Origin of the sequence: uncultured Draconibacterium sp. (assembly GCF_913063105.1) — a bacterium.
Taxonomy (GTDB): domain Bacteria; phylum Bacteroidota; class Bacteroidia; order Bacteroidales; family Prolixibacteraceae; genus Draconibacterium.
In genome coordinates this window covers 26,299-45,232 of sequence record NZ_CAJXYQ010000006.1, presented here as the reverse complement: position 1 = coordinate 45,232, position 18,934 = coordinate 26,299, and the positions used below count along the sequence as shown (strand labels likewise).

Below are 18,934 nucleotides of genomic sequence, written 5' to 3'. Positions count from 1 at the left end.
GACTCCGGATCCTGCTTTCTTTATCTGGTCCGTGTCATATCTTCATCTACACAAATTGTAAAATCAGCTAAACCTGTGTTTTCTTCTTTCAGTTCCGAAACGTCTTTTTGAAGAGTAGAGTGAATGGTAACAATTTTTAGGTTGGGATTTTCATGTTCCAGGTACCAGTAAATACTTTCAAAATTTTGCGAGTGATAAGCGCCGTGGTAATGCAAAAGCACTTTGCCTGGCTTCCAGTTATGCAGAATAAAATGTGCCATGGTAGCATCTTTTATGGCCTGTGCTTTTGGGAAGTTTTCATTAACATGATCGCCCATTCCCATCATTTCCAACATACTTTTGTAGCAGTTTAGCGTAGAGTCGTAAGCAACTGGTAATGGTGGCAGAAATGTCTTGGCTTCATCCGAAAGTTCTTCTAAACCCTCGAAACCTTGCTTGTTTACTAAAGCGGCGTAACGTCGGGGAACATTCGTGGTTACAAAATATAAACCGCTGTCTTTGGCAAATTCAACCAGGGGTTTATAGTCGGTTTTGTAGTTGGGCCAAAGTCGTGCTTCCGCTTCAAAATTCCGTTGCGAAATCTTTCCCGAGAGGTATTCGTCCATAATTACCTGGTTGTCGCTTTCAAACATTTCTGCACCCAATATCAGGTCTTGCCCATTCTTTTCGTACATATCTTTGGTGAGTTCCAGTTGCCCCTCGCTGGCGCGTATTTGCAATCCGTGCCTTTTAAAGTAATCGGTACCATATTTTCAAAAAAAACATATTTCTCTATTTGAGATACTATTACCTCTAATATTTCTTTGTTTCACCCTATAAATAAAACGGATTGAGTTTTAAGGAACCATTCTTTTAAAAAGAGAACGGTTCCCTGAATCTTAACTTACTCAAATATCCTATTCAAATATTTCCAGCCAACAACTGTTGCAGCAGTTCGTTGCTGAAAATCGCCACCGCCGTAAACCAAAAAATTCTGTGTATTTAATTCAGAAAAAAGTTTATTGAAATAATGGAAGCTTTTAAAAAAGTCAGGAATTATGGTTTTCCCCGATTTAATTTCAATTGTTTTTAATTGCCCTTCCATTTCAATAAGGGCATCTATTTCATTTCCATTTGAATCACGGAAGAAATAGATTTTTCCGTTATTTTTTTGATTGAAGATTGTTTTATGTAACTCGGAGATAATAAACGATTCAAAAAGCCCCCCCCTTAAATAATGAGAAAGTAAATCTTCCTTTTTGTTTATCCCAAGAAGGTTGCAGGCCAGTCCTGTATCATAGAAAAACAAACGTGGCGATTTTATTACTCTTTTATTGAAATTTCGGTAATAAGGTTGTTGTAGAAAAACGATAAAACTGGTTTCTAAAACTGACATCCAGGCTTTAACGGTTTTAACATCAACTCCCAGGTTGTTCGAAAAACTTGAAAAATTAATAATTTGCCCGGTGTGCCCCGCACACAATTGTAAAAATTTGGTAAATAACGATAAATCTTTCACTGCTGTAATTTGCCGGACATCCCTTTCGATATACGTATTTGTATAATCCTGAAGCCAGGTATTTACATCAAGGTTTTCATCGTAAATCCTGGGGAAAAAACTTTTTACCATATAGCTCTCAAATTCTTTTTCTTCAAAATTTGTCCCCTCAAGTTCCGAAAAAGAAAAAGGTAAAAGAGTAAAAAGAGCAACCCTGCCAGCCAGTGTCTGACTTACCGATTGCATTAATAAAATATTTTGGGAGCCGGTAATAATTATCCTGCCATTTAATTTTCTTTCATCCACAAAATACTGAATGGAAGACAGTAATTCAGGAACACGCTGAATTTCATCAATTATTATTCCCTGTTCAATGTTTGCCAAAAAGGCAATTGCATCGGTTTGGGCAAATTGTCGGTGTTCCGGAAATTCAAGATTGTAGTATTTATAATCGGGGAAGAGATATTTTACAAGGGTTGTTTTGCCTGATTGCCTTGGACCGGTAACACAAATTACCGGCATTTTATCTTTGATTTCAAGTATTTTATTTCCAATATCTCGTTGTATCATATTATGCAAATATGGAATTCAATTCCAAAAATGCATAAAAATTGCATAAAAAGCAAATTACCTCGTTCTGGTCATATCTTCATCTACGCAAATCGTAAAATCAGCAAGACCCGTATTTTCTTCTTTTAATTCCGAAACATCTTTCTGCATGGTACTGTGAATAGTAACGATGTTTAAACTCGGGTTTTCATGTTTCAGGTACCAGTAAATACTTTCAAAATTTTGCGAATGATAAGCACCGTGGTAATGCAAAAGTACTTTTCCCGGCTCCCAGTTTTTCAGGATAAAATGTGCCATAGTCGCATCTTTTATGGCTTGCGCTTTTGGGAAATTCGGAGTTACATGGCTGCCCATTCCTTCCATTTTCATCATGCTGGCATAGCATTCCAATGTTGAATCGTAAGCAGGCGGAAGTGGTGGCAAGAATGCTTTTGCTTCGTCAGAAAGCTCTTCCAGCCCTTCAAATCCTTGTTTATTTACCAAGGCTGCATAACGACGCGGAACATTGGTGGCCACAAAATAAAGGCCACTGTCTTTGGCAAACTCTACCAAAGGTTTGTAATCAGTTTTATAATTGGGCCATAAGCGAATTTCAGCCTCAAAATTCCGTTGCGAAATTTTTCCTGTCAGGTATTCATCCATAATTACCTGGTTGTCGCTTTCAAACATTTCAGCACCCAAAACCAGGTTTTTACCATTTTGTTGGTACAGGTCTTTTGTTATCTCCAGCTGCAGCCAGTGCGAAATCGGATTATCATGCAGTTCGCCAAATAAAACAATATCGGCATCCTCCAGCACTTTTAGCATTTTTTCGTATCTCACAGCTTTCCCTTCTTTGTTGTAAAGGTTATAAGCGGGCTTGTCGGATTTAAACGAGGAAAATAAAAGTAGAGCGAGAATACTTAGAATCAGATAGTTTTTCATGCTATTAAAATTATTTGTTCTTAGCTGTATAGTATGGAACTCGCACGTATTTTAATAATCCTCTCGGGTGTAATGTTTTACATGCTCGTTTCATTATGATTATTTTTAGACATAGATAACAACAAAAAAAACTTCATTGAGTTTATGAAGTAAATACTTTCGCCGGGAATGAACAAATTGCTACTTTCAATAACGCTTGTTTTTCTTGCTGAACTCGCTTTGGCACAACGATGGACGGAAACTATGCCGGTGGTTGTTGAAGGACTAAAACGGAACTACGAATTGTTTGTGCCCAAAAATTATTCTGAAGGAAAAGCCCACCCTGTGGTTTTTATTTTGCACGGTGGCGGAGGAAGAGCCAGCCGGATGCCGCGATTTACAAAGTACCGTTTTAACCAGCTGGCCGAACGCGATGGTTTTATTGCTGTTTACCCGAATGGTTATAAAAAGGGATGGAACGATGGCGAGCGCGATACGCTTACGGAAGCACGTAGATTAAAAATTAATGATGTTCGCTATTTTGATGTGGTGATTAACGATCTTAAAAAGCAGCTATCGATTGATGAAGAGCGTATATTTGCCTGTGGTATTTCAAACGGTGGTTTTATGGTGCAGCGTTTGGCCCTTGAACGCCCCCGAATTTTTAAAGCAATTGATGTGGTAGCTGCAAATATGAGTAAAGATCAGCAGGCTATGAGCCTGGAGCAGCCTGTGCCTGTAATTTTTATTTGCGGAACAGCCGACCCCCTGGTTCCGTACAACGGTGGGCCGGTTACCGTTTTTAATCAGCAAAGAGGGGAGGTGCTAAGTGTACACGAAAGCATTCAGTTTTGGAAAGAAGAAAACAGCTGCCTTGTATTGGCAGAAGAAACGGATTATCCCGATTTAAATACGAGTGATGATTGTACAGTTCATAAAACTGTTTGGAAAAACCCCGATAATTCAGCTATTCAGGTGGTAAACATTCGTATTGAAAACGGCGGACACACCTGGCCGGGAACCCGACAGTATCTGCCTAAAAGATTTATTGGTAATGTGAACCAGGATATGAATGGCTGTGACGAAATATGGTCGTTTTTTAAAGCAATAAAGTAGAAATAGATGTTAGAAACAGGTTTTGTATACAGTACAATTATTGATCCGCTGCTGGGTAATTTACGAAAACGCCTGGCGCTTGAAATTGAATATGGCGATACGGTAATTGATATTGCTTGTGGAACCGGGGCACAAGTGTTGGAGCTGTCGGCAAAAGTAAAATGGGTAACCGGTGTTGATCTTTCCGAATCGATGGTGAGTTTTGCGAACAGAAAAGCCGAAAAACAACAGCTAAAAAATGTTTCGTTTGTGGTAGGCGATGCCACCGATTTGAGCTACTTCTACAAGCAACAATTCGATGTAGCCATTTTGTCCATGGCTCTTCACCAGTTCCCTCTCCATCTGCATAAAACCATTCTTGCCGAAATTAAAAAGATTGCCAATAAAATTATTATGCTGGATTATGCTGTGCCCTTACCAAAAAATTATGCGGGTGTGGGAAGTAAAATTGCTGAGTTTATGGCGGGTGCAGAACACAACCGAAACTTTAAAAGCTACACACAAGCTGGAGGTTTGGCAACTATTTTGCCGGAAAATGGATTTACTCTTCAACGATCGAAACATATCGGGAAAGGTGCTTTTCAATTGGTGCGTGCACAAAATCATAAGGCGTAAGTTCATTTTTTCCATAACCAGGAATTAACACTTTTAACATTGATAAATTTTGTTTAACAATAATTTGTCTTTGTTAATCCGTCTTAACAGAGTTATCCTTTATTTTTGAAATGTGCTTAGGAAATGAAAGCTGAATGAGTACAATAAACAGTATTCAGAAAACGTCAGAAACATGGGTTGTCTTTTAGCGGAGGCAGCCCTTTTTTATGCCCGTCTTAACACTTGTTCCACTTTGTTAGTAACGCTTAACAAAATTTGGAGCGGCATTTGCAAAAGTACTGCATCAATCAATAGGCAATATCACCTTTAAGTGATTGAAGATGATTGCCATAGGGGTCTCAGCTGCCGAGGCTCCTTTTTTCATGAAAGTATAACGCGTTAAATCAGTCCCAATTAATAAGGGGATACAAGAAAACGTTGAAATTAGTTGTTGATCTCTGGTAAGCTCGATTGTTTTATTTATCCATTTGCTCTTTTAACCATTTGGGGCGGTTTGTTGTTAGCCCGGTAACTCCAATTGCAGTAAGCCGTTTGGCTTCTTCTGGGTCGTCAACGGTCCAGGTAAGTACCTCCAGGTTTAGTGTTTTGGCATGGGCCATTATTTCTTCATCGATTATTGAATGTTTCAGGTTTACTCCGGAAAGCCCTTCTTCAGCAGCTTGCTCCATTTTTTTCTTTAACCCTGGCTTTAAGGCACTCAGCCAATAGCATTTATTTTGTGGAAATTCTTTATGAGTTTCTAAGATCGTTTTCCAGCTAAAACTGATAAATACAATTTGTCTTTCTTTGCCACTTTTATTAATACAACGTTTTAATGACGGTAGCACCTCTTCATTACATTTTATTTCTATCACCAGTGTTTTGCCTTCCGGAACGGTTTCGATTATTTCGGTGATGAATGGAATTTTTTCTCCTTTAAACTCTTCTCCTTTCCAAACACCTGCATCCAGATCACGTAATAGTATTGATGGATTTTTTTCAATTTCCAGATTTTTCTTACCGTTGCAGGTCCTTTTTGTATCTTTATCGTGTATTACCATAACCCGGTTGTCTTTTGACTGATGCACGTCAACTTCAACGGCATCGGCTCCCAATTCCCAGGCCAGCTTAGCTGCCGCAATCGTGTTTTCCGGTGCCAGGTACGATGCTCCCCGATGTGCGATAAACGTGTTCTGTGCCATGGTATTTATTCCAATAAAAAGAAATAAAAGTGAAATTACTGTTCTCATGTTTCTAGTTTTTCGTCAGTCGAATATAGAAATATTTTTAGCGAATGTAAGCTTAAAAGTGTAGTTTTGAAACTGTTTTTTAAGCTATTTTAACAGGCAATTCAGGTGAATTAATGGGTAAAAACACCAACAAAAAGAGTATTTTCAGTCAGACAGGTAATCAGCTGGTTGTGCTGTTGTTAAAAGCAGCTGCCCGTTTGCCATTTGCCGTGCTTTACGGCATTTCTGATGTGTTATATTTGTTGCTTAAAACCCTGATAAAGTACCGCAGTAAAGTAATTACCGAAAATCTGCGGTTTGCTTTCCCCGAGAAATCAGAGGAAGAAATCCGACGCTTACGAAATTGTTTTTACCGCTACTTTTGCGATGTAACACTCGAGAGTATAAAACTGTACAGCCTTTCAGTAGGCGAACTGGAAAAACGACTGAAATTTTCCGGAGTAGAAGATTTAAATAAACGAGCCATCCAAAATAATGGGGCTATTCTTTTGGCCTTTCATTATGGTAACTGGGAGTGGTCGAGCGCCCTGCAGCTAAAGCTGGATTGCAAACTGTTAATGGTTTATAATAAAATGCGCGATAATCAGTACATGGATGCTTTTTTATTGCAGTCGCGCGAAAAATGTGGAGGTGAAGCGGTGCAAATGGGACGTGCAGCAAAAGTGGCTTTTCGGTATGTTGCTGAAAATATTCCGGTGGTATTGGGTCTGATTGCCGACCAGAGTGCGTTGGAAAGTTCGCAGTACTGGGTAAGGTTTCTTAATCGCGAGGCGTCTTTTTTCTCCGGACCCGTAAAAATTGCGCAAAAAACCAATCACCCCGTATTTTTTCAATATGCAAAACGCTTGGGCAGGGGCAGGTACGAATACTGTTATGAATTGATTGCCGAAGAACCTGCAAAAATCGAATCGGGTGAGATTTTGTTACGCTACATTGAAAAAATGGAAGAAGTAATAAAAAATGAACCGGAGTATTATCTTTGGAGCCACAAAAGATGGAAACACAAACGCCCGGAGGGCACAGCTTTAATACAATAGAACTTGGTTGGCATGGTTGATGAAAGTTTACGAAAAAAAGATAAACGGTATCACGAGGGATTTTTTAAACGCCTGGTGAATGGTCTGTTAGTATTGGTGCTAAAGTTGGTGGCTTTGTTGCCTTTTTGGATAATTTGTGGTATCGCCGATTTTTTTTATGTCATTATAAGATACGTAATTGGTTACCGCAAAAAGGTAATTCTTGATAACCTGCGGCATGCTTTTCCTGAAAAAGGCGAAGTAGAGATTAAACAAATTATGGCTCGTTATTACCGCCATTTTTGCGATTTTTCGTTGGAAACCATAAAGTTACACAGTATCAGTGCGAAAGAAATGGATAAGCGGCTGGTGGTTAAAGGTTTGGAGCCCACCTTGCAATATGCTAAACAGGGCAGAAGCATTATGCTGCTTGGATTTCATTACAATAACTGGGAATGGTGCAGCTCGATTCAACGTAAAGCGGCCCATAAACTACTGATGATTGTAAATCCTATCCGGGGCAATTTCGCCTTTGAAAAGTTTATCGAACATTCGCGCGGACGATGGGGGGGTGAGTCGGTTCCGGTGCATAAATCGGCACGTACGGCCATTCAGTATGTTAAGCGAGGTGAGCCTGCGGTTTTGTGGTTGGCTGCCGATCAAACTCCACCAGCCAATTCGCCGTTCTGGACCATCTTTTTAAACCGGGAAGCGCCATTTTTTACCGGCCCTGAAAAGATTGCCATAAAAACAAACCAGCCCATTTTCTTTTTGCATTTGAAGAAAACAGGACGGGGGCGCTACGAAGCAGAGTTCTCCTTGCTTTTCGACGATCCTTCGAAGGTTGAATCAAAAGATATTTTGCTTACCTACATCCGAAAAATGGAAGAAGTTATACGTGAAACTCCGGAGTTTTACCTTTGGTCGCACCGCCGTTGGAAGCATAAGCGCCCTGAGGATATAGAACTCACCGTGTAACCATTTTTTGTAAGCCAAAAATTCAGGTAAATGAAACTACTAAAATTACTGAGCATTATTGTGTTTGTTTTAGGTCTGGCTTGTAGTACCGATCTGGAAAATTACGAAAAGGGCATGACTGAAAAACCGCCCAGCGAACTGACTTTTGACAAAACCTTATGGCTTGAAAAAAACGGAAAAAAATATCCGTATCGAGATAAAATGCTTAACGATGTGGTTTACAACGATACCATCAGAAGTTTGAAAAAAACCGAAATTATTGATTTGTTGGGGCAACCCGACCGTAGCAATGAAGATTATATTTATTACCTGGTTAAGCAGGAACGATTGTTCTTTTGGCCACTGCATAGCAAGTTTATGGTGGTAAAATTTGAACCCGATTCATCAGTTGAATGGATTCGGATTCATCAATGATAAACTTCTCTTGTACTTATTCTCTTTTGTAGCATTTGGTAGATAACAAAAAGGGCTCCCCGAACGGGAACCCCTTATCTGAATTAAAATTTTGCCAAAAAAAGGAGAACCGACGTTTCACGTTCTGGTCAAGGGAAAGTGATTTTGTTTCGGATAATAATATTTCCTCCTCCCGCCGGAACTCCTGAAAAAACTGCACTATAAAATCACATAGTCAATATAAAAGACTATTGCTAATTTTTACTTTAAACGGTTTGCCGGGTTACGCCTGGCAAATAGTTGTTTGCCAATTAGGGCAAAACGGTATCTCCCATCAGGAAGGTGTCTACTTCGCGGGCAGCGGCTCTTCCTTCGTTTATGGCCCACACCACCAACGATTGTCCGCGCCGTGAGTCGCCGGCAGCAAAAACCTTTTTTATACTGGTTTTAAACTCCCCATAATCCGCTTTGTAGTTCGAACGCGCATCTCGTTCCATATCAAGCTCTTCAGCAATTTTGTCTTCCGGTCCTAAAAATCCCATTGCCAAAAGCACCAGGTCGGTTTTTACGTATCTTTCGGTTCCCGGAATAGCTTGTGGCATTCTACCGCCGTTTTCTGTTTTTACCCACTCAACCTGAACGGTGTGTATGGCTTTTACTTTTCCATTTTCGCCTTCAATTTTAGTGGTCATTACCGAATACTTTCGCGGATCTTTGCCTTTTGAAATCATTGCTTCGTACTGGCCGTAATCAGTTTTTTCGTTACCCGGCCATTCGGGCCATGGGTTTCCATCGTGGTTACGCTCTTTTGGTGGCTGAGGCATAATTTCCAGCTGGGTTACACTTTTGCACCCGTGGCGTAACGATGTGGCTACACAGTCGGTACCAGTATCACCACCTCCAATTACAATTACGTTTTTATCTTTAGCTGAAATATATTTACCATCTTCCAGTTTACTGTCGAGCAAACTTTTGGTGTTGGCTGCCAAAAACTCCATGGCAAAGTGTACTCCTTCCAGTTCCCGGCCTTCCACATTCAGGTCGCGTGGTTTTGTTGCGCCTGTTGTTAACACAACCGCATCAAAATCATCCAGCACTTTCTTTGCCCGAATATCTTTACCAACTTCAGTATTGGTTTTAAATATTATTCCTTCATCAGCCAGAATATCAACACGGCGCTGAACCACTTTTTTATCCAGCTTCATGTTCGGAATACCATACATCAGCAGGCCGCCAATACGGTCGTCGCGTTCAAAAACGGTTACCGTATGCCCGGCTTTGTTAAGCTGAGCGGCACATGCCAGTCCTGCCGGTCCTGAACCTACAACGGCAACGGTTTTTCCGGTGCGGCACTCCGGTGGCTCCGGAACTACCCAACCTTGTTCAAAACCATTGTCGATAATTGTTCTTTCGTTATCGTGAATTGTTACCGCCGGTTCGTTAATTCCTAAAACACAGCCTGCTTCGCAAGGTGCCGGACAAACTCTTCCTGTAAATTCAGGAAAATTGTTGGTGTGATGAAGCCTTTCAAGAGCTTCTTTCCAACGTCCTTTGTAAATCAAATCGTTCCACTCGGGTATCAGGTTATACACCGGGCAACCCGATGCTCCATTATGCAATAGTGCCCCGCGATGGCAGAAAGGAACACCACAATCCATGCAGCGCGCTCCTTGTTTCTCACACGTTTCTTTATTGCGTAGCGTGTATACCTCGTTCCAATCTTTAAGGCGTTCTTCTACCTTGCGAGTAGGATTGGAAACTCTTTTATATTCTAAAAATCCTGTTGGCTTTCCCATGTCTTAACGTCTATAAAAAATTACAAGTTGGCCAGATGCATATCAAATGCAGCATCAATAATATCAGACTCTTTGTCGTATTTACCCGTGTTACGGGCTTCTTCAATGTAGTTCAGCATGCGTTTGTAATCAGTTGGAATTACTTTTACAAATTTGCCTACTGTTTCTTCCCAATCGGCAAGAACATACTCGGCAACAGTTGATCCGGTTTTTTCCAGGTGTTTAGCAACCATTGCTTTTAGTTCTTCCTGTTCTTGTTTATCCGTAACTTTCTCAAGTCCGATCATTCCCATATTGCAAAGGCCAGGGAAAGTTCCATCGATATCAAGTACATATGCAATACCTCCCGACATACCTGCACCAAAGTTGCGACCTGTTTTACCCAGTACAACTGTTGTCCCACCGGTCATGTACTCACAGCCATGGTCGCCAATTCCTTCAACAACCACTTTTGCTCCAGAGTTACGTACACAGAAGCGTTCGCCGGCAACTCCGCGAATGTATGCTTCGCCGCCAGTTGCGCCATAGAAACTTACGTTTCCAACAATAATGTTTTGTTCCGGAATAAACTGCACGTTTTTAGCCGGATAGATTGAAAGGTGTCCGCCTGACAGTCCTTTTCCGAAATAGTCGTTGGCATCGCCTTCTACTTCCAGCTCAATTCCTTTGCAAACAAATGCACCAAACGACTGTCCGGCCGAGCCTTTCAATTTAAAATGAATGGTTCCGTCAGGAAGTCCTTCGCCTTTGTATACTTTAGATACCTCGTGCGACAGCACTGTTCCAACGCTTCGGTTAATGTTTTTAATTTCAAATTCAGCCGCTACTTTCTCCCCATTTTTGATCGCTTTTTCTGCTGTTTCCACAAATTTCCAATCCAGAATTTCTTCCATCTGGTGGTTTTGTGCTTTGCTGCAGTAAAGACCTTCTTCTTCGCCTGCGGTTTCTTTGTATAGAATTGGGCTAAGGTCAAGACCTTTATATTTCCAGTGGTCAATATCTTCTTTAAATTTCAGGCATTGCGATTGTCCAACCATTTCGTTAATGGTACGGAAACCAAGCTCGGCCATAATTTCACGAAGTCCTTCAACAAGGAATTCGAAATAATTTACCACATGGTCCGGATTTCCTTTGAATTTACCGCGTAATCGCTCATTTTGTGTTGCCACACCCACAGGGCAGGTATTACTGTGGCATTTACGCATCATTATACAACCTTCAACCACAAGAGCCATAGTTGCAACACCCCATTCTTCAGCACCCAGCAGGGTAGCTATAGCCAAATCTCGCGAGGTTTTCATTTGTCCGTCGGCCTGCACAACGATACGGTTACGCAAACGGTTACGCACCAGGGTTTGGTGTGTTTCCGATAAGCCCAGCTCCCAAGGTAAACCTGCGTGTTTTATCGAGCTAATAGGAGATGCTCCGGTTCCGCCATCAAATCCCGAAATTAGAACTGCATCGGCTTTGGCTTTACAAACACCGGTGGCAACAGTACCTACACCTGTTTCAGAAACCAGCTTCACATTGATGCGTGCATCACGGTTACTGTTTTTCAGGTCGAAGATCAGCTGTGCCAAATCTTCAATCGAATAAATATCGTGGTGTGGAGGAGGCGAAATAAGGCCTACTCCGGGAGTTGAGTTACGAGTGCGTCCGATCCATCCGTTTACTTTATGTCCCGGAAGGTGACCGCCTTCTCCTGGTTTTGCACCCTGAGCCATTTTAATTTGAAGCTCTTTTGCCATGCTCAGGTAGTAGCTGTTAACGCCGAAACGTCCGGATGCAATTTGTTTGGTTGCAGAACACATGTCGTCGCCATTGGGTAATTTAGTGTAACGCACGGGGTCTTCACCTCCTTCACCCGAGTTCGACTTGGAGCCAATGCGATTCATTGCAATGGCTAATGTTGTATGTGCTTCCCACGAGATAGAACCAAACGACATCGCACCTGTGGCAAAGCGGGTAAGTATACTTTCTGCCGGTTCTACTTCGTCAATCGAAATAGGCTTTCGTTCTGATGTAAAGTCCATCAGTCCGCGCAGGGTAAACGCTGCTTCAGCCTGCTCGTCAACTACGGTGCAATATTTTTTGTATTTCTCGTAATCTTTTTTTCTTGTGGCTTCCTGAATTAGTTGTATTGCCTCAGGACTTAATAAATGGCGTTCGCCATCTTTTCGCCAGTGGTATTCTCCTCCCGGCTCCAGAACTTTGGCTCCGCCCTGGCGCGTTGGGAATCCTTGCCGGTGGCGCATCATTGCCTCTTTTGCGATGTCATCAAGGCTTAAGCCTTCAACACGACTTACTGTTCCGGTAAAGTATTTGTCAATTACTTCCTGCTTTAATCCAACTGCTTCAAAAATTTGTGCGCCCTGGTACGAGGCCAGCGTAGAAATTCCCATTTTAGAGAATACTTTCAGGAGGCCACTACCGATGGCTTTCACATAATTCTGAATCGCTTGTTCTTTCGATAAATCACCAAGTTTTCCATCAGTTGCCATGTGCTTAATGGTGTCGATGGCCATATATGGATTTACTGCAGAGACTCCATAGCCCAGTAATGTGGCAAAATGATGCACTTCGCGAACATCTCCAGCTTCCATAATAATGTCGGCTTTTCCTCGCTTACCCACACGAATTAAGTGGTGGTGAACGGCGGATGCTGCTAGTAATGACGGAATTGGTGCATGGTCGGTGCTAATGGCAAAGTCGGAAAGCAGAATGATTGAATAAGCTTCGTCAATCGCATCTTCAACATACTGGCACAAACGCTCCAGTTTGTTTTCTAAAGTTCCTTCTTTTCCGTTGGCATGGAAAACAATACTGATTTTTTTAGTTTGGAAATGTGTATGATCCACATAAGCCAGTTTTACCAATTGTTCGTTGGTAAGCACAGGCTGAGGAATGGCAATACGTCGGCAATGTTCCGGCGATTCAGTCAAAATATTTTTAAAACCACCCACATAGGTTCTCAGGTCCATCACAATACGCTCCCTGATGGGGTCGATTGGTGGATTGGTAACCTGTGCAAACAACTGCTTAAAGTAGTGAGCTAAATGAATTGGGCGGTCAGAAAGCACGGCCAGGGGATTGTCGGCACCCATTGAGCCCAGGGCTTCGCCACCGTTTGCTGCCATTGGTTTTAAAATTACTTCAAGATCTTCGTGCGTAAAACCAAAGGCTTTCTGGCGTTTAAAAAGTGTTTTTGTATCCGGATCTTTTAGTTCCAAATCAGGAATTGATGGAAGATCATCCAGATAAGTCATATTGTCTTTTACCCATTCGCCGTAGGGTTGGCCTGAACAGATTTCAGCTTTAACTTCTTCGTCCGAAATAATGCGTCCCTGCTCTAAATCGGCAACAAACATTTTTCCGGGTTGCAAACGTCCACGAATAACCACCTGGTCGTGAGGAACATCAATTGCTCCGGTTTCCGATGCCATTATTAGTGTATCATCGTCGGTAAGGCAATAACGCGATGGGCGTAAACCGTTTCGGTCGAGTGTTGCCCCTACTAAAACACCATCAGTAAAACATACGGATGCAGGACCATCCCATGGTTCCATCATGGCCGAATAGAATTCATAAAATTCTTTCTTTTTCGGATCCATATCCGGTGCATTTTGCCAGGCTTCAGGTATTAGCATCATCATTACATGCGGTAACGAGCGTCCGCTTAATACCAACATTTCAATGGCCATGTCAAGGTTGGCACTGTCAGAATCTCTCAGGTCGCAAATTGGGAAAATCATTTCCAGCTCTTCGCGGGTAAATGCCGAGCACTCCAGCAGTACTTCACGCGCCCGCATCCAGTTTATATTTCCCTTGTTGGTATTAATTTCACCGTTGTGTGCGATAAAGCGGAAAGGCTGTGCTAATTTCCACGAAGGGAAAGTGTTGGTTGAAAAGCGCGAGTGAACAAGTGCAATTGCGCTTACTGCCAATGGGTTGGTGAGGTCTTTAAAGTAGAGCGAAACTTGTTCGGTTGTTAACTGACCTTTGTAAATAATGGTTTTATACGAACAAGAAATGATGTTGAGCCCATCGTAACCCAAGCCGCTAACCGACTCGCGAGCAAGGCGTTCGGTGTATTTTCTGAATACAAAAAGCTTGCGGTCAAATTCCTCAAGACTCATTCCATCGGGTTTGCCGATAAAAAGCTGTTGTGCGTACGGCTCGGTTGCCAACGAATCGCGACCAAGGTCTGAGTTGTCAACAGGTACTTTTCGATAACCCAGATATGGAAGGTTAAACTTCTTTAGGTTTCTGGTAATAATGTCTTTACATTCTGAACGTTTTCGATCTTCTTTTGGGAAAAAGATCATCGCCACTCCATATTCGCCAAACTGCGGAAGTTTTATGCCTTCTTTTGGGCATTCTTCCATAAAAAGTTCGTGTGGAATTTGCGATAATATCCCTGCACCGTCGCCACTTTTAATATCAAACCCGGTACCCCCGCGATGTTCCATTCGAGCCAACATTGATAAAGCATCAGATATTACGCTGTGCTTTTTTCGGCCCTTCAGGTTTGCAACAAACCCGATACCACAACTCCCGTGTTCAAATTCGGGGCGGTACAATCCCTTTGCTACAGGTTTTTTTGTCTGCATCATATTTTCCTTTCTCTTTAAAATTCGCACTAAAGCAGCATTGGTGCTGTCGTTACCAACTTGCTGCAAAACTGTAAGCGAAAACCATATTTTACTTACGAAGTGAAATCAAAAATAAACAAACGGGTGTGTATTCGCAATCCTGATATGGGCAAATTGTGTTTAATAACATACAATTAACCTTGAGAAAATGATCGAAAAAGCAGTCTTTAACTGCCTGTGTTTTGAAAAACGTGACATTTGTCACATTTTCAGCAACTTGGCGTTTTAGTTCAGTAAGGAACTTTTGGCTTCATCTATTTTGTTAAATAGAAATTTGTCCATGATTTTTTCTTTCTTTTTCGTAATACTATCCAGACATAAATTCCCGATGCTCCCTTCGTGGCTATGGTTTACGCTCTTTTCCGGCGAAAAGTTGCCGTTTTCAATTTGTTCGCCAATTTGTTTATAGGCTTCACGAAAAGGGATGCCCTGAAGAACAAGCTTGTTCACTTCTTCCACACTAAACAGATAGTCGTATTTATTGTCGTTTAAAATGGTATTGTTGACTTCCATTTTATCGATTGCCAGATTTACAATGTTCAGGCAGTCGTTCATTTCTTTAAAAGAAGGCAGAAAAACCTCTTTTACCATCTGAAGGTCGCGGAAATAGCCACTTGGTAAATTATTAATTATTAAACCAATTTGTGCCGGAACCCCCTGAAGTTTATTGCAGCGTGCGCGTGTTAGTTCAAATACATCGGGATTTTTTTTGTGCGGCATAATGCTCGAGCCTGTAGTAAATGCGGTTGGCAGGCTTACAAAATTAAAGTTCTGGCTCATGAATAAACATACGTCGTAGGCCAGCTTTGAAAGTGTTGCTGCCAGGTTAGCTAAGGCGAATGAAACAATTTTTTCCACCTTGCCTCTTCCCATTTGTGCATACACTACGTTGTAATTCATGTTTTCGAAACCCAGCAGGTGTGTTGTTAGTTGCCTGTTTAGTGGAAATGATGAGCCATAGCCGGCTGCTGAGCCCAATGGATTCTGGTTGGTGATTTTGTATGCAGACTGCAAAATCTCCAGGTCGTCGGATAAGCTTTCGGCGTAGGCGCTAAACCAGAGACCGAACGACGATGGCATGGCTACCTGAAGGTGGGTATAGCCCGGCATTAAAATATCTTTAGTTTCGGCTGCACGCGCTAATAAAACGTCGATAAGCAAGGCTGTTGTTTCTGCAATTTCGCGAATCGCGTCGCGGGTAAAAAGCTTGAGGTCGAGCAAAACCTGGTCGTTGCGCGAGCGCCCGCTATGTATTTTTTTGCCCAGATCACCCAGTTTTTCCGTAAGTAAAAATTCGACCTGCGAGTGCACATCTTCCACTCCTTCGTCGATGCTGAAATCTCCGTCTTCGGCTATTTTGTATAGGTTTTTAAGTTCTGCCAGTAATGCGGGTAGTTCATCTTTTTCAATAAGGCCAACCGATTCGAGCATGGTAACATGTGCCATCGATCCTAAAATATCGTGCGTTGCCAGGTATAAATCCAGCTCGCGGTCTTTGCCAACAGTAAATTCTTCGATTGCCTTGTTTACAGGTGTTCCTTTATCCCAGAGTTTCATTTTTTATGAGTTGGAAGACGGAAACGATACCTTGAAGCACAATTCCCGACATCGTTTGCTTGTTTCGTCTGTTTTAAAAAGGCAAAGATATGATTTCAATTGAAATGAGAGCCGGGCTTTGTTGATCGGAGCTTTCGTGTTATTAAAAAAATAACGATTTTTGCACAGCGTTTTTCAATACAATAGTAAGTAACCAGTTTTTAGGTCTTATACAATAGATAAAATGAACAGTTCGAAACTTCAGAAATATATATTGATTCTTATCCCGGTTTTATTTTTGTTTTATTCGGCACCAAGTGCTTTGGACTATCTTTTTTTTCATGCAGACGAAAAAAGATATACCGATGCCGTTGTTTTTATGATGGAAAAAGGGGATTGTTTTACGCCCTATCAAGCGGATGGAGAAACGCCACGTTTTAAAAAGCCAATTATAACCTACTGGGTTTTAATGAGTGGTTTCAGACTTTTTGGAATTTCACCATTTGGAGCTCGTTTGTTTTTCTGGCTAACAGGTGCGCTGTTAGTGCTTATTAGCTATTTTATGGCTTATTCGTTGTTTAAAAATCGAAAAACGGCAGTGCTTACTGCCTTTATTGTAGCATCGAATCCTTTGGTTTTGATGAGCGCCAGCAGAACAATTCCGGATATATTGCTTGTCACCTTTTTAACGGTAAGTGCCTGGGGTTTCATTGAAATAATGGTAAGCGACAAGCCTGCCCGGCGTTTTTATTGGATGGCATATTTGGGGGCAGCATTGGCTTTTGAAACCAAAGGAATTCCGGCGGCAGCATTTGCCGGATTAAGTATGTTGTTTTTGGCTGTTAATCCGTGGCGGCGTGTTGGGCCTGGTAAATTGTTAAAGCCGCTGCCAATTGTTGTTTCGCTTGTGGTAGCTTTGAGTTGGTTTATTATCATGTACGTGCTACATGGCTCTGCTTATCTTGATGTCTTTTTTGCCGATCAGGTTGGGGAACGGGTGTCGTCAAAATTTGCACAGGTATTCGGGAATGGCATGCTTGGGATTGTAAACCTGGTGCTGTTTTTTGTTCCCTGGGTGTTGATGGTGGTTTTAAAGCCCAAAAAAGTGCGGGCAGTTGTTGCTGCATCAGGTAGGCAGGATAAAGCAATTCTTGGATTTATATTAGGCTGGATATTGTTAATTGTTGTGATGGCCGCCTCGGTTTTTAAATTTTACGACAGGTATATTTTGCCGGGTATTCCTTTAATTGCAATGGCACTTGCTTATTTAATTGACAACAGTGTTGTTCGGGCAAGAAAGGCAGTGTTAGCGGTTTTTGGCGGTATAAATTTAGTGGCATTGCTGCTGGCTTTAGGTTATCAGGTTTTTATTTCCTTTAATATATTATGGTTTGTTTTATTGCTTGTAATTGCGCTTGTGAATCTTTGTTATTTTCTGGGCCTAATAAAAAATATTCGAGCCGAAGTAATAATAGCCAACCTGATTATGATGATTTATTTTAGTGGTCATGTATTGCTAAGCAGTGTGCTAATGCCTGTGCCCGCCAAACAGTTAGTTGTTTCAATCTCAAATTTACTTGAAGAAAAAAATGATCCGGTTTATGTTTACGGTCATATTGGAATTCCGGCTAATGTTAGGGTGCAGAGCGGAGGGGCGCTCAATATTGTTAGCATGGATTCGGTTTATATCATGCCTGCAAATCCAAACCACCTGATCGCTTTTAAGGAAAATGAAAGGCATCTACTCGATTTAAGTGGGTATGATATTTATCCCGGCTCTGAAACACTTGCAGCAGTTCCTGTAAATAAATTTCCGGGTAAATTGGTGAAACTTATTACTGATGCGAAAAAGAATGGAAAGAAGTACTTGATTGGCAAACCTCGTAAATAGTTATCTTTTATTATTTTTGTGCGTTGTTTCTGTAGCTTTTGTAGTTGCAGCTAGTTTCTTTAATTGAATAAATATTCACTAAACAATAGGATTATGATGAGTAAACTGTTAAGAGGAGTGTCATACATTATAATAATGTCGGTTTTAATAGCTGCTTCTACCTTTTATTATGCCGAAGAGCTCTATCATAAATTTGTTGCAGAAGACGGCATTTTTGAAAATGTTACAGCCCTTGTGCTGCTGGGAATTTCAGTGTTGTTTTTAGTACGTTTTCTAAAAACCTGGCGCACACGAAATAAATACTGGATTCTTTTAAATCTCCTGATAATTATTGGTGCTTTTTTTGGTTTCGGTGAAGAGATATCGTGGGGGCAACGCATTTTTTCAATCGAATCAGGTGAATTTTTTACGCAGAATAATTTACAAAACGAAACAAATTTGCACAACCTTGAAATAAATGGAGTAAAAATTAACAAGTTGATTTTTTCGCAAGGCATGGTGCTTGTTTTTGGCTCTTATTTCGTACTGTCGCTGCTCTTGTATCGAAATTGGAATTTCTTCAGAAATTTAATTGATTTATTTGGTGTTCAAATCCCCAAATTTAAACATAGCGTTATAATGCTGGTATGCACAGGTGTTGTTTTGATAATTCCCGACCTTCGAATCTGGGAGTTGTGGGAGACCCTGTTTGTTGTGATGCTTATGTTGGTTTTTGTGGAGCCCGATAATGAAAAAGAAAGTGTACTATTAACCAAAGTATAA

At 41.3% G+C, this 18,934-nt stretch carries 14 protein-coding genes; 7 read left to right on the top strand and 7 right to left on the bottom strand.

The features are described from left to right. Window positions 1-20: 20 nt before the first annotated feature. The 3 genes from QZ574_RS07510 to QZ574_RS07500 form a co-directional block, all read right to left on the bottom strand. The gene (locus QZ574_RS07510) at window positions 21-719 is read right to left on the bottom strand and encodes a ChaN family lipoprotein (RefSeq protein WP_297088423.1); all 699 of its coding nucleotides are present in this window, start codon (window positions 717-719) and stop codon (window positions 21-23) included. Window positions 720-883: 164 nt separating this feature from the next. After that, on the bottom strand, window positions 884-2,047 hold the full coding sequence (locus QZ574_RS07505; protein ID WP_297088421.1) for an ATP-binding protein: 1,164 nt from the start codon (window positions 2,045-2,047) through the stop codon (window positions 884-886). Between the two features lie 57 nt (window positions 2,048-2,104). Beyond that, entirely contained in the window at window positions 2,105-2,971 is an 867-nt protein-coding gene (locus tag QZ574_RS07500) for a ChaN family lipoprotein (RefSeq protein WP_297088419.1), read from the bottom strand. 168 nt (window positions 2,972-3,139) lie between these two features. Here QZ574_RS07500 and QZ574_RS07495 point away from each other — a divergent pair, with 168 nt between their 5' ends. Beyond that, window positions 3,140-4,066: a prolyl oligopeptidase family serine peptidase gene (locus QZ574_RS07495; RefSeq protein ID WP_297088417.1), complete on the top strand. Its 927-nt coding sequence runs from the start codon at window positions 3,140-3,142 to the stop codon at window positions 4,064-4,066. A 6-nt stretch (window positions 4,067-4,072) separates the two neighbouring features. Beyond that, entirely contained in the window at window positions 4,073-4,681 is a 609-nt protein-coding gene (locus tag QZ574_RS07490; RefSeq protein ID WP_297088415.1) for a class I SAM-dependent methyltransferase, read from the top strand. 455 nt (window positions 4,682-5,136) lie between these two features. Here QZ574_RS07490 and QZ574_RS07485 read toward each other — a convergent pair whose 3' ends face one another. Continuing rightward, window positions 5,137-5,910 carry a glycerophosphodiester phosphodiesterase family protein gene (locus QZ574_RS07485; RefSeq protein ID WP_297088413.1) on the bottom strand — a complete coding sequence of 258 codons (774 nt, stop codon included), beginning with the start codon at window positions 5,908-5,910 and terminating at the stop codon, window positions 5,137-5,139. 113 nt (window positions 5,911-6,023) lie between these two features. On the opposite strand from QZ574_RS07485, the gene QZ574_RS07480 reads away from it, so the two are divergent. From QZ574_RS07480 to QZ574_RS07470, 3 genes are read left to right on the top strand one after another with little or no spacing between them, the layout of a single operon-like run. Further along, on the top strand, window positions 6,024-6,947 hold the full coding sequence (locus tag QZ574_RS07480; RefSeq protein ID WP_297088411.1) for a lysophospholipid acyltransferase family protein: 924 nt from the start codon (window positions 6,024-6,026) through the stop codon (window positions 6,945-6,947). Between the two features lie 12 nt (window positions 6,948-6,959). Further along, window positions 6,960-7,904, top strand: a complete 945-nt coding sequence (locus tag QZ574_RS07475; RefSeq protein WP_297088409.1) for a lysophospholipid acyltransferase family protein — start codon at window positions 6,960-6,962, stop codon at window positions 7,902-7,904. Window positions 7,905-7,934: 30 nt separating this feature from the next. After that, window positions 7,935-8,318, top strand: a complete 384-nt coding sequence (locus QZ574_RS07470; RefSeq protein WP_297088407.1) for a hypothetical protein — start codon at window positions 7,935-7,937, stop codon at window positions 8,316-8,318. A 290-nt stretch (window positions 8,319-8,608) separates the two neighbouring features. On the opposite strand, the gene QZ574_RS07465 is transcribed toward QZ574_RS07470, so the two are convergent. The 3 genes from QZ574_RS07465 to argH all read right to left on the bottom strand — a co-directional run bounded on the left by QZ574_RS07465 (window position 8,609) and on the right by argH (window position 16,302). Further along, window positions 8,609-10,093 carry a glutamate synthase subunit beta gene (locus tag QZ574_RS07465; RefSeq protein WP_297088405.1) on the bottom strand — a complete coding sequence of 495 codons (1,485 nt, stop codon included), beginning with the start codon at window positions 10,091-10,093 and terminating at the stop codon, window positions 8,609-8,611. A gap of 20 nt (window positions 10,094-10,113) precedes the next feature. After that, complete coding sequence (gltB, locus tag QZ574_RS07460) at window positions 10,114-14,706, bottom strand: glutamate synthase large subunit (protein ID WP_297088403.1); 4,593 nt, start codon at window positions 14,704-14,706, stop codon at window positions 10,114-10,116. A gap of 264 nt (window positions 14,707-14,970) precedes the next feature. Then, on the bottom strand, window positions 14,971-16,302 hold the full coding sequence (gene argH, locus QZ574_RS07455) for an argininosuccinate lyase (RefSeq protein WP_297088401.1): 1,332 nt from the start codon (window positions 16,300-16,302) through the stop codon (window positions 14,971-14,973). Between the two features lie 223 nt (window positions 16,303-16,525). On the opposite strand from argH, the gene QZ574_RS07450 reads away from it, so the two are divergent. After that, window positions 16,526-18,172 carry a phospholipid carrier-dependent glycosyltransferase gene (locus QZ574_RS07450; RefSeq protein ID WP_297088399.1) on the top strand — a complete coding sequence of 549 codons (1,647 nt, stop codon included), beginning with the start codon at window positions 16,526-16,528 and terminating at the stop codon, window positions 18,170-18,172. A 93-nt stretch (window positions 18,173-18,265) separates the two neighbouring features. Beyond that, window positions 18,266-18,934: a hypothetical protein gene (locus QZ574_RS07445; RefSeq protein WP_297088397.1), complete on the top strand. Its 669-nt coding sequence runs from the start codon at window positions 18,266-18,268 to the stop codon at window positions 18,932-18,934.